The organism is Pedobacter jeongneungensis (assembly GCF_039538295.1).
Taxonomy (GTDB): domain Bacteria; phylum Bacteroidota; class Bacteroidia; order Sphingobacteriales; family Sphingobacteriaceae; genus Pedobacter; species Pedobacter jeongneungensis.
In genome coordinates this window covers 249,778-267,599 of record NZ_BAABBY010000008.1, presented here as the reverse complement: position 1 = coordinate 267,599, position 17,822 = coordinate 249,778, and the positions used below count along the sequence as shown (strand labels likewise).

The 17,822-nt window shown below is 39.3% G+C and carries 14 protein-coding genes; 3 read left to right on the top strand and 11 right to left on the bottom strand.

Features of this window, described 5'->3' with window-relative positions; genetic code table 11:
- Positions 1-123 precede the first annotated feature (123 nt).
- Both ABD769_RS17260 and ABD769_RS17255 read left to right on the top strand, forming a co-directional pair.
- Complete coding sequence (locus tag ABD769_RS17260) at positions 124-1,026, top strand: TIGR01777 family oxidoreductase (protein WP_344852636.1); 903 nt, start codon at positions 124-126, stop codon at positions 1,024-1,026.
- A 118-nt stretch (positions 1,027-1,144) separates the two neighbouring features.
- Complete coding sequence (locus tag ABD769_RS17255) at positions 1,145-2,446, top strand: cryptochrome/photolyase family protein (RefSeq protein WP_344852635.1); 1,302 nt, start codon at positions 1,145-1,147, stop codon at positions 2,444-2,446.
- On the opposite strand, the gene ABD769_RS17250 is transcribed toward ABD769_RS17255, so the two are convergent.
- The 8 genes from ABD769_RS17250 to ABD769_RS17215 all read right to left on the bottom strand — a co-directional run bounded on the left by ABD769_RS17250 (position 2,436) and on the right by ABD769_RS17215 (position 11,266).
- Positions 2,436-3,308: an FKBP-type peptidyl-prolyl cis-trans isomerase gene (locus ABD769_RS17250; protein WP_344852634.1), complete on the bottom strand. Its 873-nt coding sequence runs from the start codon at positions 3,306-3,308 to the stop codon at positions 2,436-2,438. The two genes, ABD769_RS17255 and ABD769_RS17250, sit on opposite strands and share 11 nt — an antisense overlap.
- A 3-nt stretch (positions 3,309-3,311) precedes the next feature.
- Complete coding sequence (locus ABD769_RS17245; protein ID WP_344852633.1) at positions 3,312-3,803, bottom strand: FKBP-type peptidyl-prolyl cis-trans isomerase; 492 nt, start codon at positions 3,801-3,803, stop codon at positions 3,312-3,314.
- A gap of 155 nt (positions 3,804-3,958) precedes the next feature.
- Positions 3,959-4,405, bottom strand: coding sequence for an FKBP-type peptidyl-prolyl cis-trans isomerase (locus tag ABD769_RS17240; protein ID WP_344852632.1), 447 nt, complete (start codon positions 4,403-4,405; stop codon positions 3,959-3,961).
- A 192-nt stretch (positions 4,406-4,597) separates the two neighbouring features.
- Positions 4,598-6,391 carry an acyl-CoA dehydrogenase family protein gene (locus tag ABD769_RS17235; protein ID WP_344852631.1) on the bottom strand — a complete coding sequence of 598 codons (1,794 nt, stop codon included), beginning with the start codon at positions 6,389-6,391 and terminating at the stop codon, positions 4,598-4,600.
- A gap of 180 nt (positions 6,392-6,571) precedes the next feature.
- The gene (locus ABD769_RS17230) at positions 6,572-6,922 is read right to left on the bottom strand and encodes a four helix bundle protein (protein WP_344852630.1); all 351 of its coding nucleotides are present in this window, start codon (positions 6,920-6,922) and stop codon (positions 6,572-6,574) included.
- Between the two features lie 103 nt (positions 6,923-7,025).
- Complete coding sequence (locus tag ABD769_RS17225; protein WP_086547852.1) at positions 7,026-8,201, bottom strand: acetyl-CoA C-acyltransferase; 1,176 nt, start codon at positions 8,199-8,201, stop codon at positions 7,026-7,028.
- 145 nt (positions 8,202-8,346) lie between these two features.
- Positions 8,347-10,752 (bottom strand): 3-hydroxyacyl-CoA dehydrogenase/enoyl-CoA hydratase family protein, encoded by a 2,406-nt coding sequence (locus tag ABD769_RS17220; protein ID WP_344852629.1) that lies wholly within the window; start codon positions 10,750-10,752, stop codon positions 8,347-8,349.
- Between the two features lie 79 nt (positions 10,753-10,831).
- Positions 10,832-11,266 carry a MarR family winged helix-turn-helix transcriptional regulator gene (locus ABD769_RS17215; RefSeq protein ID WP_344852628.1) on the bottom strand — a complete coding sequence of 145 codons (435 nt, stop codon included), beginning with the start codon at positions 11,264-11,266 and terminating at the stop codon, positions 10,832-10,834.
- 110 nt (positions 11,267-11,376) lie between these two features.
- Between ABD769_RS17215 and ABD769_RS17210 the strand changes: the two genes are divergently transcribed.
- The gene (locus ABD769_RS17210) at positions 11,377-12,354 is read left to right on the top strand and encodes a hypothetical protein (RefSeq protein ID WP_344852627.1); all 978 of its coding nucleotides are present in this window, start codon (positions 11,377-11,379) and stop codon (positions 12,352-12,354) included.
- Positions 12,355-12,562: 208 nt separating this feature from the next.
- Here ABD769_RS17210 and ABD769_RS17205 read toward each other — a convergent pair whose 3' ends face one another.
- From ABD769_RS17205 to ABD769_RS17195, 3 genes are all read right to left on the bottom strand, one after another.
- Positions 12,563-13,885, bottom strand: coding sequence for a DUF6089 family protein (locus tag ABD769_RS17205; RefSeq protein WP_344852626.1), 1,323 nt, complete (start codon positions 13,883-13,885; stop codon positions 12,563-12,565).
- Between the two features lie 436 nt (positions 13,886-14,321).
- The gene (gene ggt / locus ABD769_RS17200; RefSeq protein WP_344852625.1) at positions 14,322-16,043 is read right to left on the bottom strand and encodes a gamma-glutamyltransferase; all 1,722 of its coding nucleotides are present in this window, start codon (positions 16,041-16,043) and stop codon (positions 14,322-14,324) included.
- A complete protein-coding gene (locus ABD769_RS17195; RefSeq protein WP_344852624.1) occupies positions 16,015-17,790 on the bottom strand; it encodes an AMP-dependent synthetase/ligase in 1,776 nt (591 codons plus the stop codon). The genes ggt and ABD769_RS17195 overlap by 29 nt, the downstream gene beginning before the upstream one ends.
- Positions 17,791-17,822: the final 32 nt, after the last annotated feature.

Here is a 17,822-nt window from a genome sequence, read left to right as displayed (position 1 = left end):
TTTTCTTCTCCATCAAACCCCTGAATAATTCTTTACAAATAGGTAACAAAAGCATTAGAACCAGATTAATACATTTTAAAGTTATGCCGACAAACCCTTTTGTATCTTTAGTGTTTTAAAAATATGGCAAAGAAGATTCTGATTACCGGAGCTACCGGACTGGTGGGTACTGAGCTAAAAAAGCATTTATTAAGTAAGGGTTACGCGGTGAATACCCTTTCCCGAAAGAAAAATGAAGATCCGAATAGTTTCGTTTGGGATGTTTACAAAGGAACAATTGATGATAATTGCCTGAATGGTGTTGATGCCGTTATCCATCTGGCGGGCGAGCCTGTAGCAGATAAAAAGTGGACGGATGAACGCAAAAAACAGATTATTGACAGTCGTGTAAAATCTACAGAACTGCTTTTTAAAACGATCAGATCAAGGCCAGATCATCAGATTAAATCTTTTGTTTCTTCTTCTGCAGTTGGTTTTTATGGCGATTGCGGTGATGAAATTTTAACAGAAGAAAGCGCCAACGGTTATGGTTTTTTAGCCGAATGCTGTAAACTTTGGGAAGATGCAGTAGATCAGGGTAAAAAACTGAGCCTGAGGATTGTAAAACTCCGTACCGGGATTGTTTTCAGCACCAAAGGCGGAGCATTGCCGCAATTGGCTCAGCCAGTAAAATTATTTGCTGGTGCACCATTGGGTACAGGCAAACAATGGACGCCCTGGATACACATTAATGATATGGTTGAAATGTATATTGAAGCCATAGAAAACCTTAAAATGGAGGACAGTTATAATGCCTGCGCGCCTTTTCCAGTCACCAACAGCGCCTTAACTAAAGCCATTGCGAAACAGTTGCACCGCCCGGTCTGGCCAGTTAAAGTCCCTAAAAAAGCTTTGGAATTATTACTGGGAGAACGTGTAGAAGCCGTTTTAATGAGCAATAATACCTCGGCACAAAAAATTTTGGACGCGGGATTTAAATTTAAATTCACACATTTGGAGGATGCTTTGGAAGACCTGTATAAATAGGTTATTGTTTAAACTGGTTGGTTAATCGGTTAAATGTTTAAACCGGTTAATTGACGCAAAACGCCTAACTCCAAACGCTTAAAGTCATCTATATTTTATTAACAACCTACTATTACTCATGAATTCTGTATCCGTCTTTTGGTTCCGTCGCGATTTACGTTTAGAAGATAATGCGGCTTTATACCACGCTTTAAAAAGTGAATATCCGGTTTTGCCGCTTTTTATTTTTGATAAAAATATACTGGATAAACTCCTAAAAGACGATGCCCGCGTAACTTTTATTTACCAAACCATTGAGGGTTTAAAAAAAAAACTTCAACAGCGGGGATCAGATTTACTGGTAAAATATGGAACGCCCGAAAAAATATGGCCGGAAATTTTAAAAGAGTATGAGGTTAAGGAAGTTTACACCAATCATGATTATGAGCCTTACGCACGCGAACGCGATGATAACATGGCCGAATTTTTAACCAGTGAAAAAATCGTATTTAAAACATACAAGGACCAGGTTATTTTTGAAAAAAACGAAATTTTAAAAGCAGATAAAACGCCCTACACTGTTTTTACTCCTTTTTACAAGCAGTGGCATGCCAAATTGAACGATTTTTATGTAAAGGCTTATCCTACCAAGAAATACCTTAAAAATTTATTACAAACCAAACATCTGCCTCTGCCAACTTTAAAAGATATGGGTTTTGAGGAAAGTAAACTGGATTTTCCGAAAATCAGCTATAAAGACAAACTTGATGACTATGCCAAAGAACGGGATTTCCCCGCATTGGATGGTACCACGCATATTGGCCTGCATTTACGTTTTGGCACTTTAAGCATTAGAAAAGCAGTGCGCGATGCAATTGAGGCAAAATCGAATGTCTGGCTTTCTGAACTGGCCTGGCGGGAGTTTTATATGATGATCCTTTGGCATTTCTCCTACTCAGCTTTCGATTCTTTTAAAAAACAATATGATAAAATAAAATGGCGTAATAACGAGGATGAATTTAAGGCCTGGTGCGAGGGCAAAACCGGTTACCCTATTGTAGACGCCGGAATGCGACAGCTTAACCAAACTGGCTGGATGCATAACCGCGTACGCATGGTTGTGGGCAGTTTTTTAACCAAACATTTACTGATTGACTGGCGCTGGGGAGAAACCTACTTTGCTGAAAAGTTATTAGATTATGAAATGGCCAGTAATGTTGGCGGCTGGCAATGGGCAGCAGGATCAGGCAATGACGCTGCACCATACTTTAGGGTATTTAATCCCGAATTACAGACCAAAAGATTCGACCCGAACTTTGAGTACATTAAAAAGTGGGTGCCAGAATTTGGAACAAAAAAATATGCCCAACCAATAGTTGAGCATACTTTTGCAAGAGAAAGGGTGTTAAAAGTTTTTAAAGAGGCGTTATCTAATTCGTAACACTTACAATTTCTATATCGAAATCTAATGGCGTTCCATTAGCTAAATCAGAAGGAATAACTAAACGGAGTTTCCCTCCGGCAGTTACTTTTCCTGGTAAAATTAGTTGCCAACCTTTATATAAATTGGTTAAAACTTCAGTTATTTGATCAGAAGATTGTGGTATCACCGTCCCATCTAAATATCTTACTGTATAATTTGCAACGATTGTAGAATTCAAATTAATCGCGTCCGTCCCAGTTCCGGGTGTGCTAATGCTATAACGGGCTCTTGAAGGATCTTTAATCAGCGTTAAGTTATTATTCGCAATAAATTTATTAATTTCCAACTCGTCAATTTCATGTCTCTTCGATTCGTTATACATCACTAAATCAACAATAATATTTTCGTTTGAGCCAATGTTCAAAGCAGCCAATCCATTTTTACCAAAAGCTAAATGCGATGGCATAATTAACGTAGCTTTACCACCTCGGTTCAACTTTGTTAGTACTTCTCTTACTGGAGCAAAAATATAATTTACAGTAGTGCTGTTAATCGCGAATTGATCTGTATATCCTAAATATGTACCTAGAATCATTAAATCAGGTATCTGCTTTAATACTTGTCCTGATAAAGTTTTGAATGTATAAGTATAATAAATAGAGTCTTGATTTGTAACTGCACTGCCAGTTCCTTGCGTTGTAATTTTATAATAATACTCTTTTCCTGTATCTTTAGTAAAGGTAAGATTATTCTGCTTCAAATATGATTGAATCGCTGCATCATCTACGCTTTCTATCGTCTCATAGTCCTTTTTGCACGAGCTGAAAACTACAGTAGCCAGTAAAAGTGTAAATAGGCCAAGTTTGGTAAATTTGTTCATTTATTATTGTACGTCTGTAAGTGTTATAGTAAAATCGAGTATCGAATTAGCAGGTACCAGAGATGATGGCGACTGTGTTCCGTAGGCGAAATAAGATGGGATAATTAACCTGATCTTTCCTCCTTTTTGTATTTTTTGAATCCCAAACTGCCATCCTAAAATAACATTTCCAAGTTTAAAAGAGGTTGGGGTTCCTTTGGTGCTATCGAAAATAGTACCGTTTAACAATCTGCCTTCATAATCTGCAGTGATCACCGTAGAGGTTAGATAACTTACGTTTCCTGATCCGGGCGCTATAATCTGATAAAAAATACCACTGGCATCTTTTGTTGCAGGGATATTATTAGTCTTTACAAAAGCACTTATTGCAGCGGTATCAGCTTTGAACTGAGGAGTAGGGTCGTAAGAATCATCAATAGATACATCCTTCTTACAAGCTGCAAAGCATCCTGCAAGGCATATCAATAAAATAACATGTTTGAACTTAACCATCATCCGCAAAAATAAGCTTTTAATACGGATGCTACAATTTTTAACCTATTTTAACAATTTTTAAAGCGTTTAGGGGTAAAAGCAAAAAGACCAAAGAACATTATTGAAAATTGGAATACAGATTTCAGCTTTGGTCTTTCTCTTTTAAGTCTTTACTCCTATTGTGCATTAGACAGCTGAATATTAAAATCCAATACAGAATTACCTGGAATCGGTCCAACAGCACTACTGCCATAACCCAAGCCTGGTGGAACGATCAACCTGATTTCGCCACCTTTTTGAATTTTAGGAATACCAATTCTCCAGCCCTGGATTAATTCGGCCAGGTTGAATGTTTGCTCTTTACCCCCGCCATTATCGAAAACATCACCGTTTAACAAACGACCTTCGTATTTGATGGTGATTTTCGTGTTAGCCGGATAGGTAAAAGAACCTGTACCAGGTTTAATGATCTGATAGTATAACCCAGATGCATCTCTAACCGCATTGATATTGTTCTTTTGGATAAAATCGGTAATCTGTTTTTCGGGATCTTCGTCTTTTTTACAGGATGAAACCGCAACTACACATAAAAGAAGTACCGTAAGAAATCTAAATTTAATCATGGTACGAAAATAAGGTTTTAATGTTATAAAGCTAATGGGTTATGATTTTTCAGCTTCTGTCATGCTGAGACACGACGCATCTCTTTCATCGGCTGCAGATGCTTCGTGCCTCAGCATGACATCCAACAAAAAAGGGTCTAAGAATTGGTGATATACCCAATTCTTAAACCCTTCGCCTTTCAGCCTTCTACTTTAAAAAATATATTTATTCGCTTCAATCAATTGTTGCGCAACCCTTTGGCGTGCCTCTTTAACATTAAATGGCTCTACTTTTGTAAAACGGCGTAAACCTACCAACATCATGCGTTGTTCGTCGCCTTCTGCAAATGCCCAAAGTGCTTCTTTACCTGCTTTTGCAATACCATCTACCGCTTCTACCAAATAGATTCGCAATAAATCCAACTGACCAGCAGATGCTTCTTCGCCGCGGGTATTTACCAGTTTTTCTGTTCTTAATAAAGCAGATTCGAGTACATAAACATAACCTGCCATATCAGCAATATTCATTAAGATTTCCTGCTCTTTACTCAGGGTCATCATTAACTTTTGAACCGCAGCACCAGCTACCATTAAAGTTGCTTTTTTCAAATTAGAGAGTACTTTTTTCTCTGCCGCAAACAACGTAGTATCTTCTTCACCGAAATCAGGAATACTCATTAATTCAGCAGCAACCGCTGTGGCTGGCGTCATTAAATCCAGTTCTCCTTTCATGGCACGTTTCAACATCATATCAACAGTTAATAAACGGTTGATTTCGTTAGTACCTTCAAAAATCCGGTTGATACGGGCATCGCGGTAAGCTCTGTCCATTGGCGCATCGGCAGAGAAACCCATACCGCCATAAATCTGAACGCCTTCATCTACCGTATAATCCAACGCTTCCGAGCCCCAAACTTTTAAGATGGCGCACTCTACTGCAAATTGCTCAACTGATTTTAGCCTGGCTTTACCAGATTCCATTCCACCTGCTACCAGTTGGTCGTAAGTATCATCAATATTCTGTCCGGCACGGTAATTCGCAGCATCTACTGCATAAAGTTTAGAGGCAATTTCTGCAATTTTAAAACGAATGGCCCCGTATTTCGAAATAGGACGCCCAAACTGGATCCGCTCATTAGAATAATTGATCGCTGTATTTAAAGTTGCTTTTGAAGCACCGATCGCAGCAGCTGATAATTTAATACGGCCGATATTTAAAATGTTTACCGCGATTTTAAAACCGTTTTCGCGTTCGCTCAGCATATTTTCAACCGGTACAGGACAATCGTTAAAGAAAACCTGACGGGTTGAAGAACCTTTAATACCCATTTTATGTTCTTCCGGGTTCATGGTTATGCCACCAAATTCCTTTTCAACAATAAATGCAGTTAAGTTTTTATCATCATCGATTTTAGCAAATACGATAAATACATCTGCGAAACCACCATTGGTGATCCACATTTTCTGCCCGTTTATGATGTAATGTTTACCATCTTCACTAAGCTTAGCTTTTGTTTTACCTGAATTTGCATCCGATCCGGAGTTTGGCTCAGTTAAACAATAGGCCGCTTTCCACTCGCCTGAACCCAGTTTTGGGATATATTTTGCTTTCTGTTCTTCGTTACCATAATACAGAATCGGTAAGGTACCAATACCGGTATGTGCAGAAAGTGCCACGGCGAAAGAGTGTCCGGCGCCAACCACATCGGCCACCAACATGGATGTATTGAAGTTTTTACCAAAACCACCGTACTCTTCAGGAACCGATACACCCAGAATACCCAGTTCGCCTGCCTTTGTTAAAAGTGTTGGCATTAACTCAGGATCTTCCTGTTTATCAATTTTATCTAAATTGGGATAAACTTCAGAGGCCAGGAAATCGCGACAAGTTTGTGCGATCATCTGCTGCTCTTCATCAAATTCCTCAGGGATAAATACTTCCTGATAAGTGGTATCTTTAATTAAGAATTCTCCACCTTTAATTGTCTTTTTTTCAGTTGTTTCCATTGTTTTAGTATCTAGTAGCAAGTATCAAGATTTGAGTATCAAGACATCAGTAGTAAGTATCAAGATTTGAGTATCAAGATATCAGTAACAAGTATCAAGACAAAGTTTATATCAAAAAACTTCTATTATTTAATCCAATCTTGATACTTAATACTCACATCTTGACTCCTAATACCCCCCTCAAATTAATCTTTTTTCCAGGGCATAAATCATTTTCTGAACTTCAGTAGTCTTTTCAATCAGAGCAAGGGTAAGCGGATCTTCTAACAACCCTAATCTATTTGAAATAATTACCTGAGTTTCCAATTCAAAAGCAGATCCCTGGCTTATGGTTAAAAAATATTTAAATTGAGCTCTAGTTCCTCTTCCGGCCCCTTCCGCAATGTTGGAGGATATTGAAACAGAGCATCTTTTCATTTGAGAAATCAAACCGTATCTCTCATCAACAGGCAAAAATGAACTAGCTTTATAAACATCAACAGCTAATTCAATTGATTTTTGCCAAACTTTTAACTCTTTAAAATTGTGCATATATATTAGTATTAGTGACTGAGTAATATGTCGGGATGATTTATAAACCGGTTATTCACCTGCTATTAAATCTTGATACTACATACTCATATCTCGATACTAATTAAAGCAACTCAAAAATTCCTGCGGCGCCCTGTCCTGTTCCTACGCACATGGTTACCATTCCGTATTTTTTATTTTGTCTTTTTAATTCGTTCATAATCTGCACGGTTAATTTTGCGCCGGTACATCCGAGTGGGTGGCCTAATGCTATTGCACCGCCATTAACGTTAATCACATCAGGATTTAAATCCAACGTTCTGATTACCGCCAAAGATTGAGAGGCAAAGGCTTCGTTTAGTTCGATTAAATCGATGTCTTCTTTTTTCAAACCGGCTTGTTTCAATGCTTTCGGAATTGCCTCAATTGGTCCGATTCCCATGATGCGTGGCGGAACACCAGCAATGCCATAACTTACTAATCTTGCTATTGGTTCGGCATTTAGCTCTTTCATTTTCTTTTCAGAAACCACTAAAACAAACGCTGCACCATCGGATGTTTGCGAAGAGTTACCGGCAGTTACACTTCCCACAGCATCAAATACAGGTTTCAGTTTCGCCAGTTTATCTAAAGTTGTATCTGCACGCGGGCCTTCATCGGTATCAACCACATACGAACGGGTTTTCTTTTTCAAATTGGCATCCAGGTAATTTTCGTTTACCGTAATGGGCAAAATACCATCTTTTAAATGACCGTTTTTAATGGCGTGAATGGCTTTTTCGTGAGATTTTAATGAAAAGGCATCCTGGTCTTCTCGGCTTACGTTATATTCTTTGGCAACAGCCTCAGCAGTTAAACCCATACCCCAATACCAATCGGGATTGTTTTTTGCAACCTCTGCATTTGGCACCAGTTTCCAGCCACCAAAAGGCATTCCGCTCATTACCTCTACCCCGCCGGCGATGATACAATCGGCCATGCCAGCCTTAATTTTAGCAACTGCCGTAGCAATGGTATCTAAACCTGAGGCGCAGTAACGGTTTACAGTAACCCCGGGAACTTTATCGGTATCCAGGCCCATCAGCGAAATCATACGGCCAATATTTAAGCCCTGTTCTGCCTCCGGGGTAGCGTTACCTACAATTACATCGTCAATCTGTTCGTTATCTAAATTCGGAACCGACGCCACTAAAGCCCTGATTACCTCTGCGGCCAAATCATCAGCCCTTGTAAAACGGAATACGCCACGTGGTGCTTTACCCACTGCTGTACGATATCCGGCTATAATATATGCTTCCATTTTTTAAGATTTGAGATCCGAGATTTGAGATTTGAGACCTGCTCAAATTCAAACTCAAACCGATTATTGTTTTTTTAGATATGAGACGCTAGATGTAAGACCGATTACTTTCTCCAATCTAATGTCTCACATCTCCACTCTCAACTTAATTCCTCAACGGCTTCCCCTTGGTAATAATACTCTGGATCCGCTCTAAACTCTTCCGTTCGCCTGCAAGTGATAAAAATGCTTCTCTTTCCAGGTCCAGTAAATATTGCTCGGTTACTTCTGTTGGAGCAGATAAATCGCCACCACACATTACATAACCTAATTTTTCGGAGATTTTTTTATCGTGTTCAGAAATGAAATGCCCTGCATACATGCTATTTGCACCTGCATAAACAATTCCTAAACCTTGTTTACCCAACACTTTAATATCGTTCCGTTGAACGGGTTTGGTATATCCCGCATCGGCCAGTTCTATCGCTTTTGCTTTTGCATCGGCGAGTAAGCGGTTGCGGTTCATCGAGATCGAGAATTTATCTTTTTGCAGATAGCCCAATTCATAAGCTTCGTAACCCGAAGTAGAAACTTTGGCCATTCCGATCGTCAAGAAACGGTCTTTCAGGGCATTTTGCACAATCTGATCATCTTTATATTCATCAGAGGCACGCAAAGCGAATTCTTTTGTTCCGCCGCCACCAGGGATCACCCCCACACCAAACTCTACCAAACCCATATAAGTTTCGGCAGAAAGCTGCACGTGATCGGCATGTAAACTAAACTCGCAGCCTCCACCCAAAGTTAAATTATGAGGGGCCACCACAACCGGAATAGAAGAATAACGGATGCGCATCGAAGTGTTCTGGAACATACGGATCGCCATATTTAATTCGTCCCACTCCTGCTCTACTGCCATCATAAAAATCATCCCCACATTTGCACCAGCCGAGAAATTAGCGCCATCATTACCTATCACCAAACCGCGGTAATCTTTTTCGGCCATATCAATGGCTTTGTTGATTCCTGAGATTACATCACCGCCAATGGTATTCATTTTGGTGTGGAATTCTACATTCAGAATGCCGTCGCCTAAATCAATAATCGAAACACCGGAGTTTTTCCAAACTGTTTTATTTTCGCGAAGGTTATCTAAAATGATAAATTCATCTGTACCCGGTAAAGCTTTATAAGTTTTAGAAGGAATATCATAGTATTTTTTAACGCCGTTTGCTACTTTATAGAACGAAGTATTTCCTGCATCAAGCATTTCGTGCACCCAGGCCGCAGCTTTATTGCCATATTGTTCCATCCCTTCAATGGCTTCCTTCACGCCAACGGCATCCCAAAGTTCAAACGGACCTAATTCCCAACCGAAACCGGCACGCATGGCATCATCTATACGGTATAATTCATCAGAGATTTCCGGTATGCGATCGGATACATATTCGAACAGTCCAAAAGAAGAGTGGCGGAACAGTTCGCCTGCTTTGTCTTTTCCTTTGGCAAAAATCTTCATGCGCTCGCGAAGATTTTCTACCGGCTTGGTCATTTCTAAAGTAGCCGATTTTACTTTTTGCTGAGGTTTATACTCTAACGTTTTTAAATCCAAAGCCAGGATTTCAGTTTTACCTTCAGCAGTTTTTGTCTTTTTATAGAAACCCTGTTTGGTTTTATCGCCAAGCCATTTGTTCTCTTCCATTTTTTGAACGTATGCCGGAAGTTTAAACAACTCGTGAGCTTTATCATCGGGGCAGTTATCATAAAGACCTTTTGCCACTTTGATCATGGTATCTAAACCAACCACATCCGAAGTACGGAAAGTAGCCGATTTTGGTCTGCCCAAAGCTGGTCCGGTAAATTTATCAACCTCTTCTACGGTCAGGTCCAGTTTCTCCACTAAATGCAAAAGCGCCATAATGGAATAAACCCCTACACGGTTAGCGATAAAGGCCGGAGTATCTTTACATAAAACAGTTGTTTTACCTAAAAACTTATCGCCATAATGCATCAGGAAATCAACAATTTCAGGTTCTGTATGCGGCGTTGGAATAATTTCCAATAATTTTAAATAACGTGGCGGATTAAAAAAGTGTGTTCCACAGAAATGTGCTTTAAAATCGTCGCTCCTGCCTTCGGCCATTAAATGGATTGGAATACCAGAAGTATTGGAAGTAATCAGTGTGCCAGGTTTACGGAACTGTTCTACCTGTTCGAAAACTTTTTTCTTGATATCAAGATTTTCGACTACCACTTCAATTACCCAATCGTAACCGGCAATTTTCGACATATCATCGTCGAAATTCCCTGTTTTGATTTTATTTAATACTTTTTTGGTATAAACCGGCGACGGATTTGTTTTCACAGCAGTTTGCAAAGCTGTATTTACAATCCGATTTTTTACAGTTGGGTTATCCAGTGCTAATCCTTTTGCCTGCTCTTCCGGCAACAGTTCTTTCGGGGCAATATCCAACAGCAAAACCTCTATACCAATATTGGCGAAGTGGCATGCAATACGCGAACCCATAATTCCTGAACCTAGAACAGAAACTTTATTAATGCTTCGTTTCATTGTTATCTATTTGCTTTTCAGTAGTCTGACAGTACCTGTTGAGTAGCGTTCTACTCAACAGGTTTCATTATTATTTTTATCAATCAACAGTATATGCTACTGTAATATCATTTAGTTTTATCAACAATGTGATGAATGTTTCCTTCTCCTTTTTGGTAAAGTGCTCATCGAGGTATTCATTAAATTTTCGAACAACACCCTTAGCCAATTGTTTTTTCTCCTTACCAAAATCAGTGAGAAAAACCTTTACCGAACGCTTATCGCCTGCAGAAGTTTCGCGGTAAATCAGATTGGCTTCTTCCATATTGTTTAACATACGCGAAAGACTGGTAGCCTTAACGCCCAGCAATGCAGCTAAATTCGAAACCGCAGTTCCATCGGCATCATCTATATTAATAAGCATGTAGCCAATGGCCTGGGTAATTCCAAAACCGGAAGCCATCTGGTTATACTTGTTGAACATATTTTGCCAGGCAAACTTAATATGGTAATCTATGGTTTGTTGTTGTTTCATTTCTGCTAATTTATTATGCTTGCATAACAAAGCTAATGAATGTATTTTGTTAATGCAATAGAAAAATTCAAAATAATTGTCAAAATTTTCTTATTATAATTGTACACAAAATGAAAACACACAATATGTTAAAAGCTAAAGGAATCCTCCTGTTTAGCCTGTTTATTGCATGGGCTACAATCTGCAAGAGTCAGGTATCTTATTTTGGGGCGGCTCTTCTGAACAGTCAAAAGTTAGAAGTTTTAAAAAAAACGACCACATTATTCACTTTTCAATATGCTGATTATGCTGAGCTGGAAAAATTTAACCAGGCGATTAAAAAAACGTGGACGATTACCCCATATAAAATAATTAAGCCTGAAGAACTTGTAAAATATGATACACTTTCAAATTATTCATTCTTCTATTTTGATGCTTTTACTGAAAAACCGGATACCACAACCGAAGTTAATGTGGTTTATGCACTTAAATTAGTAACACCATCTAAAAAACCTAAGGTAAAGGAAGAAAGTGTATTGGCAACGGTTAACCTTTTTACTGATGCGAACACCAACCTGTTTGTTGAAATGCTGGATCAACAAATTGGATCAAAAAAGAATAAAAAATCTACTCTTTTATCTCTTCTGTACAACAAATCCAGCTTTCTGAACTGGTCGCCGGGGTTACTAAGCGGCTACTTAAAACAGATCAATGATGGCTTGCTTACCAGCCAAAACTGCGGTATAGATTATCAGTTTTACAATAGAATCCGCCTGCCCGAACTTGCTAAAGAAACACTATATGTACCAGAATATATTAAGGAAGTGTTTTCATCGCGACTGGCACTTTTGCCTAAATCGGGTGTAGTTTTAGAGCCTTATAATTATAAACTCAAATTTGTATCGTACCAGGCGCTTGACAGTTTGATATTGAATAAGGACACAAATATTAAATATGTGGTTTATACGCAGCGCTCGGATGATAAAATCATCAGTGTTTATGACAGCAAAGATGATAAAATTATTTACCAGCGTTTTTATCCGCAATCGCCAAATTTTGAGATGAATGATTTAAGCGAGATTAAAAAAGTAATTGTAGGGCTTAGGTAAGAATGTGCGTGAGCATCAAATAAAAAAAGTCGTCATTGCGAGGAGGAACGACGAAGCAATCTTAATGCGTACGAGGTAGCGATCGTTATAAGATTGCTTCGTCGGCTGAAAAAGCCTTCTCGCAATGACGACTCTTCACAGATAGCCCCATTAAACCAAAAAGTCCCGGTTTTCACCGGGACTTTTTTTATGTTGTGTTAAAAACAGACTAGTAAAGTGTAAACTCTACACGACGGTTTTGTTGACGACCAGCTGCTGTTTTATTGGTAGCAATTGGCTGACCCATTCCGTAACCTGTAGCTTCGATACGAGATGCATTAGCACCTTGAGAAACTAAATAAGCTTTAACAGATTCTGCTCTTTCTTTTGATAAACGTAAGTTTAATTCTTTTGAACCAGTGTTATCAGTGTGACCAGCTAATTTCAAGCTAAAGTTTTTCTGCACTAACAATGCTGCAACTCTGTTTAATGAAGCAAAAGATTTAGAACGGATAGTTGCTTTACCTAAATCGAATTCTAAGTTTTTAATCGCTTCGTTAACTACCTTACGGTCTTCTTCAGTTACGATTACTTTTTCTACAACTTTTTCAGGAGTTTTTAATGGACATCCAGAACCGTCAACAACTGTACCTGAAGGTGTATCAGGACATTTATCCAATTTATCTGCAACACCATCACCATCTGTATCTTTTAAGATGTCGTTTAATTCTGCACGTAATTTTGCGTTATCAGCTTTTTGCGCATTTAAATCAGATTTTAAACCTTCTGCAGTTTGTTTTGCTTTTAATGCTTCATCATAAGTTAAAGCAACCGGATTGTGGAAAGCCAATTGTTTTCCGTTCCCTAAAGCAAACTCTAAACCAGCGTAAGCATAGTTATATTTGTCGTTTCCGCCTCTGTAATAACCGTCAAGGTTATCGCCATCAAGGAATGTGATTGTCCAGCCTAAGTCGAAATTAACCGCATCAGAGATTTTAAATTTAGCACCTAAACCTACAGGGATAATTAATTCGTTGATGTTTTTATCACCTGCATATAAAGATGTACCAGCTGCTGTAGTAATAGTAGGTTTATAACCTGCAATACCGGCACCGGCTGAAGCATATAGCTGTAAAGTGTTCTCTTTTTTAAACATATCGATGTTGAACATGTTCACTACAGCGTTTAAACTTCCAGAGTACGATAACTGAGTATCAAAAGCCCTTACCGGAGAATTATTTACCACACCGCTTTCGTAGGCTTCCGTATTATCGCCTTTTAATTTACCACGAACTCCGTCTAAACGTAACGAGAAATAAGGTGTAAATTGTTTTTTGATGTAAAGGCCATAACCTAAACTCGATTTGTTGTTGCTAAAATCGTTTTTACCACCCAATGGAGAAAGGGGAGTTAAAACACCTGCATTAACTCCAATCGACCACGTTTTGAACGATGTTGATGAAGTTGCCGGACTTTCCTGAGCTGAAGCAACTGACCCGATTAATAAACCAGCGAGTGCTACTGGTAGGGTTTTGAATAATTGTAATTTCATAATTTTCTGTATAACGTTGAATAAGCGTCGTACAACCTTTACAATAGCCATACCAAAATTACAAGCTGATTAAAATAATTATCAACTTGTTAACACTCATGGCTAATACTTTTAATATGGCGAGCATTGAATCTATCCGTTTTGATGATTCTTCAAGGTGTTTTTAAGATCATAAATGTACAAAAAAGCCATTTTCAAGTAATAATTACCAGTTATTCTTAAACATGCTGCTTAATTAATAATCTATGTCATTTTTTTTAGAGACATGTTATCAAAATTTGCACCAATTAAATTTCTTACCACAAAGTCTGATTATACCTACACATAAAAACTCATGAGTGCTATAACATCTGATTTATGACTTAATTATACGTTCGCTACCTCACCCAAAGAATTTATCAGACCGGTTAAAGTGAAGATGGAAAAATTGAAGCGATTACCAGCCGACAGCCTTATCATCACCGCGTGGATCAGCGCCGCCCTGATAGTTGCCCCATTTGGTTTTTAAGATGGCATCAACCCTGCCTATTGGCCCCCGTGGAACTATTTTATAACCTTTTGCTTTTAATTTTTCTGTCGACAGGCTGTCGATTGCATCTTTTTCTACATATACTTCATCGGGTAGCCATTGATGGTGGAATTTCTTTGCCGCTACAGCCTCTTGCATAGACATGTCGAAATCGATTACATTTATAATGGTTTGGAATACAGAAGTAATAATAGTTGATCCACCTGGTGTTCCCACCACCATAAATAATTTCCCATCTTTCTCTACAATACTGGGCGTCATAGAGCTTAACATCCTTTTATTTGGGGCAATGGCATTGGCTTCGCCACCCACTAAACCGTACATATTCGGAGCACCGGGTTTAACCGAAAAATCGTCCATTTCGTTGTTTAACAGAAAGCCTGCGCCTTTTACAGTCACCAGGGATCCATAAGACCCGTTTAAGGTTGTGGTAATCGAAACCGCATTTCCATCACGGTCTACAATAGAAAAATGTGTGGTTTCTTCGTGTTCTGTACCTTTTACCTCTCCAGCCATTACTTCACTGCTTGGAGTGGCCGCAGCCCAGTTAAAGTTTGCCATACGGTTTTTGTTGTAATCGGCATTCAAAAGCTGTTGTTGTGGCACGGCATAAAAATCGGGATCACCCAAATGTGTTGCCCGGTCGGCATATACCCTTCTTTCGGCTTCTACAATTACCTGTACTGTAGAATCTGCATTATGACCCCACTTTTTTAGGGGAAATTTTTCTACACTTTGCAACAGTTGCACCAGGGCAATACCACCGCTTGATGTTGGCGGCATGGTAATAATTTTATAACCCCTGTAGTTACCTGTAATGGGTTTGCGCCAGGCTGAATGATAATTTTTTAAATCTTCCTTTGTGATTAATCCTTTACCGCGCTGCATTTCGGCAACAACCGAATCAGCCACCGCACCTTCGTAAAAACCGGCCCTGCCTTTCTCCTGAACGAGTTTTAAAGTATTGGCCAGTTCTTTTTGCACGAGCACATCATTTTCCTGCCAGGTACTTTCAAGGTTTACAAAGGCTGTTCCACCAGGATTGAAATCCATAAATTTCCGGTGTAAACTGTTCAACTCTCCTGCCTGGCGTTTGGTAATTTTGAAACCATGTTGTGCCAGGTCTATTGCCGGTTGCAATACCTGCGCCCAGGAAAGTTTTCCATATTTTTTATGCGCTTCTACCATACCATCAACCGATCCGGGAACTCCGGCGGCTAAATGGCCGTAAAGGCTTTTATCTACAATCGGGTTGCCGGCGGCATCGAGGTACATATCCCTGCTGGCAGATGCGGCAGCTTTTTCGCGAAAATCCAGCGCATTAATTTCGCCGTTTGCACCACGGTAAACCATAAAACCACCGCCACCAATATTCCCGGCATTGGGATAAACCACGGCGAGGGCAAATTGTACCGCAACAGCTGCATCAATGGCATTGCCGCCCTTTTTTAAAATATCTATCCCAACCTGCGATGCTTCGGGATGGGCAGAAACCACCATCCCGTTTTTATATTCACCACTATTATTTTTACCCAGCTGTCCGGTTACACAACCAGCCAATAATACCAGCAGGATTATGGAAGCGAATGAATTTTTAAATTTAATGAGGGGCTTTATAGTTTTCTGCATCCTTGTATATTTTTTCGATCACCTCATTGTTTTTCTCGGTAATCACTTTTCTTTTTAAGCTTAATTTTGGGGTAAGTTCGCCTCCATCTATGCTCCATTCTTTTGGCAAAAGCGCAAATCTTTTTACCTGTTCCCACTTACCGAAACCCACATTTGCAGCTTCGATAACCTCATTATATTTGGCAAGCACCTGTTCGTTTTTAATAATCTCTTCGTTGGTGGTAAAAGCAATTCCTTTTCTACCTGCCCAGGTTTTTAAGGTTTCGAAATTTGGGACGATTAATGCTGATGGGAATTTTCTGTTTTCGCCCAATACCATAATCTGTTCGATAAAGATCGATTCTTTATATTTATTCTCCAGCATCTGTGGTGCCACGTATTTACCACCTGCTGTTTTAAACATTTCTTTTTTACGGTCGGTAATTTTTAAGAAACGGCCATCAACCAGTTCACCGATATCTCCGGTGTGGAACCAGCCATCTTTACCAACCGCTTCGTCAGTTAAATCAGGTCGGTTGTAATAACCTTTCATTACCTGGTGACCTCGGGTTAACACTTCGCCATCTTCTGCAATTTTAACTTCTACTCCTTTTATTACTTCACCAACAGTTCCGAACATCGTTCCTCCGAAATGGTTAACGGTAATTACCGGTGAAGTTTCGGTTAAGCCATATCCTTCGAAAACAGGCATTCCCGCTGCCCAGAAAATCCTGGCCAGGCGTGGATTTAGTGCTGCTCCACCTGAAACAATCACTACAATTTCTCCTCCAAGTGCTTCCTGCCATTTTTTAAAAACGAGTTTACGGGCAATGCCGAGTTTAAAGTTGTACCATCCTCCGGCATTAACGGTATATTTTTCTGCCAGTGCTACAGACCAGAAGAAAATGCCTTTTTTAATCCCTGTTAGTGCTTTCCCTTTCTCCATAATCTTATCGTACACTTTTTCGAGTAAACGCGGAACGGTAGAAAATGCATTAGGTTTTACATGCTGAATATCGGCCACAATGGTATCCATACTTTCGGCATAGTAAATAGCGGTATAGTTAAACAGGTATAAATAAATGATCATCCGCTCAAAAATGTGTGAAAGCGGCAAAAAGCTAAGTCCTTTTTTAACCCCCTCTGGCATTACTACCGCTGAATTTACAAAGTTTGCCACCAGATTATTATGGGTGAGCATCACCCCTTTTGGCGTACCTGTAGTACCGGAAGTGTAAATTAAAGTTAAAATATCTTCTGGAGCAACTTTAGCACGGTATTCATCCAGATTGATATCGGTACTGGCTTTGCCCAATTCGATTAATGTGTTCCAGTTATCGGCTTCAGGAATTTCATTAAAGCTGTAAATCTTAATATCAGGTTTTATGGCATCAGCACAGGGCTTTATCTTTTTATACAGTTCTTCGTCGGCTACGAAAATGATCGAAATTTCGGCATCTTTTAAAATAAATTCGATATCGTGTTCGGCAAGTGTGGGGTATAAGGGAATCTGATAGGCGCCGATCTGGTTGGCTGCAAAATCTGCAATATTCCATTCGGGCCTGTTGTGCGACATTACCGCTACCCTGCCCCCTTTGGCAATGCCTTGTTTAATCAATCCACGGCTAAGGTGATCTACTGCATCACAAAAATCAGCTGTACTATAATTTATCCATTTTCCATTAACTTTTCCGCTGATGAACTCTTGCTTTGGATTTTCGAGGCTGTATTTCAAAAGATCAAAAACCCGTTTAATTTCTGCCGCCATATGAATTGTATAATATTTGGTTAAGTTAAAAA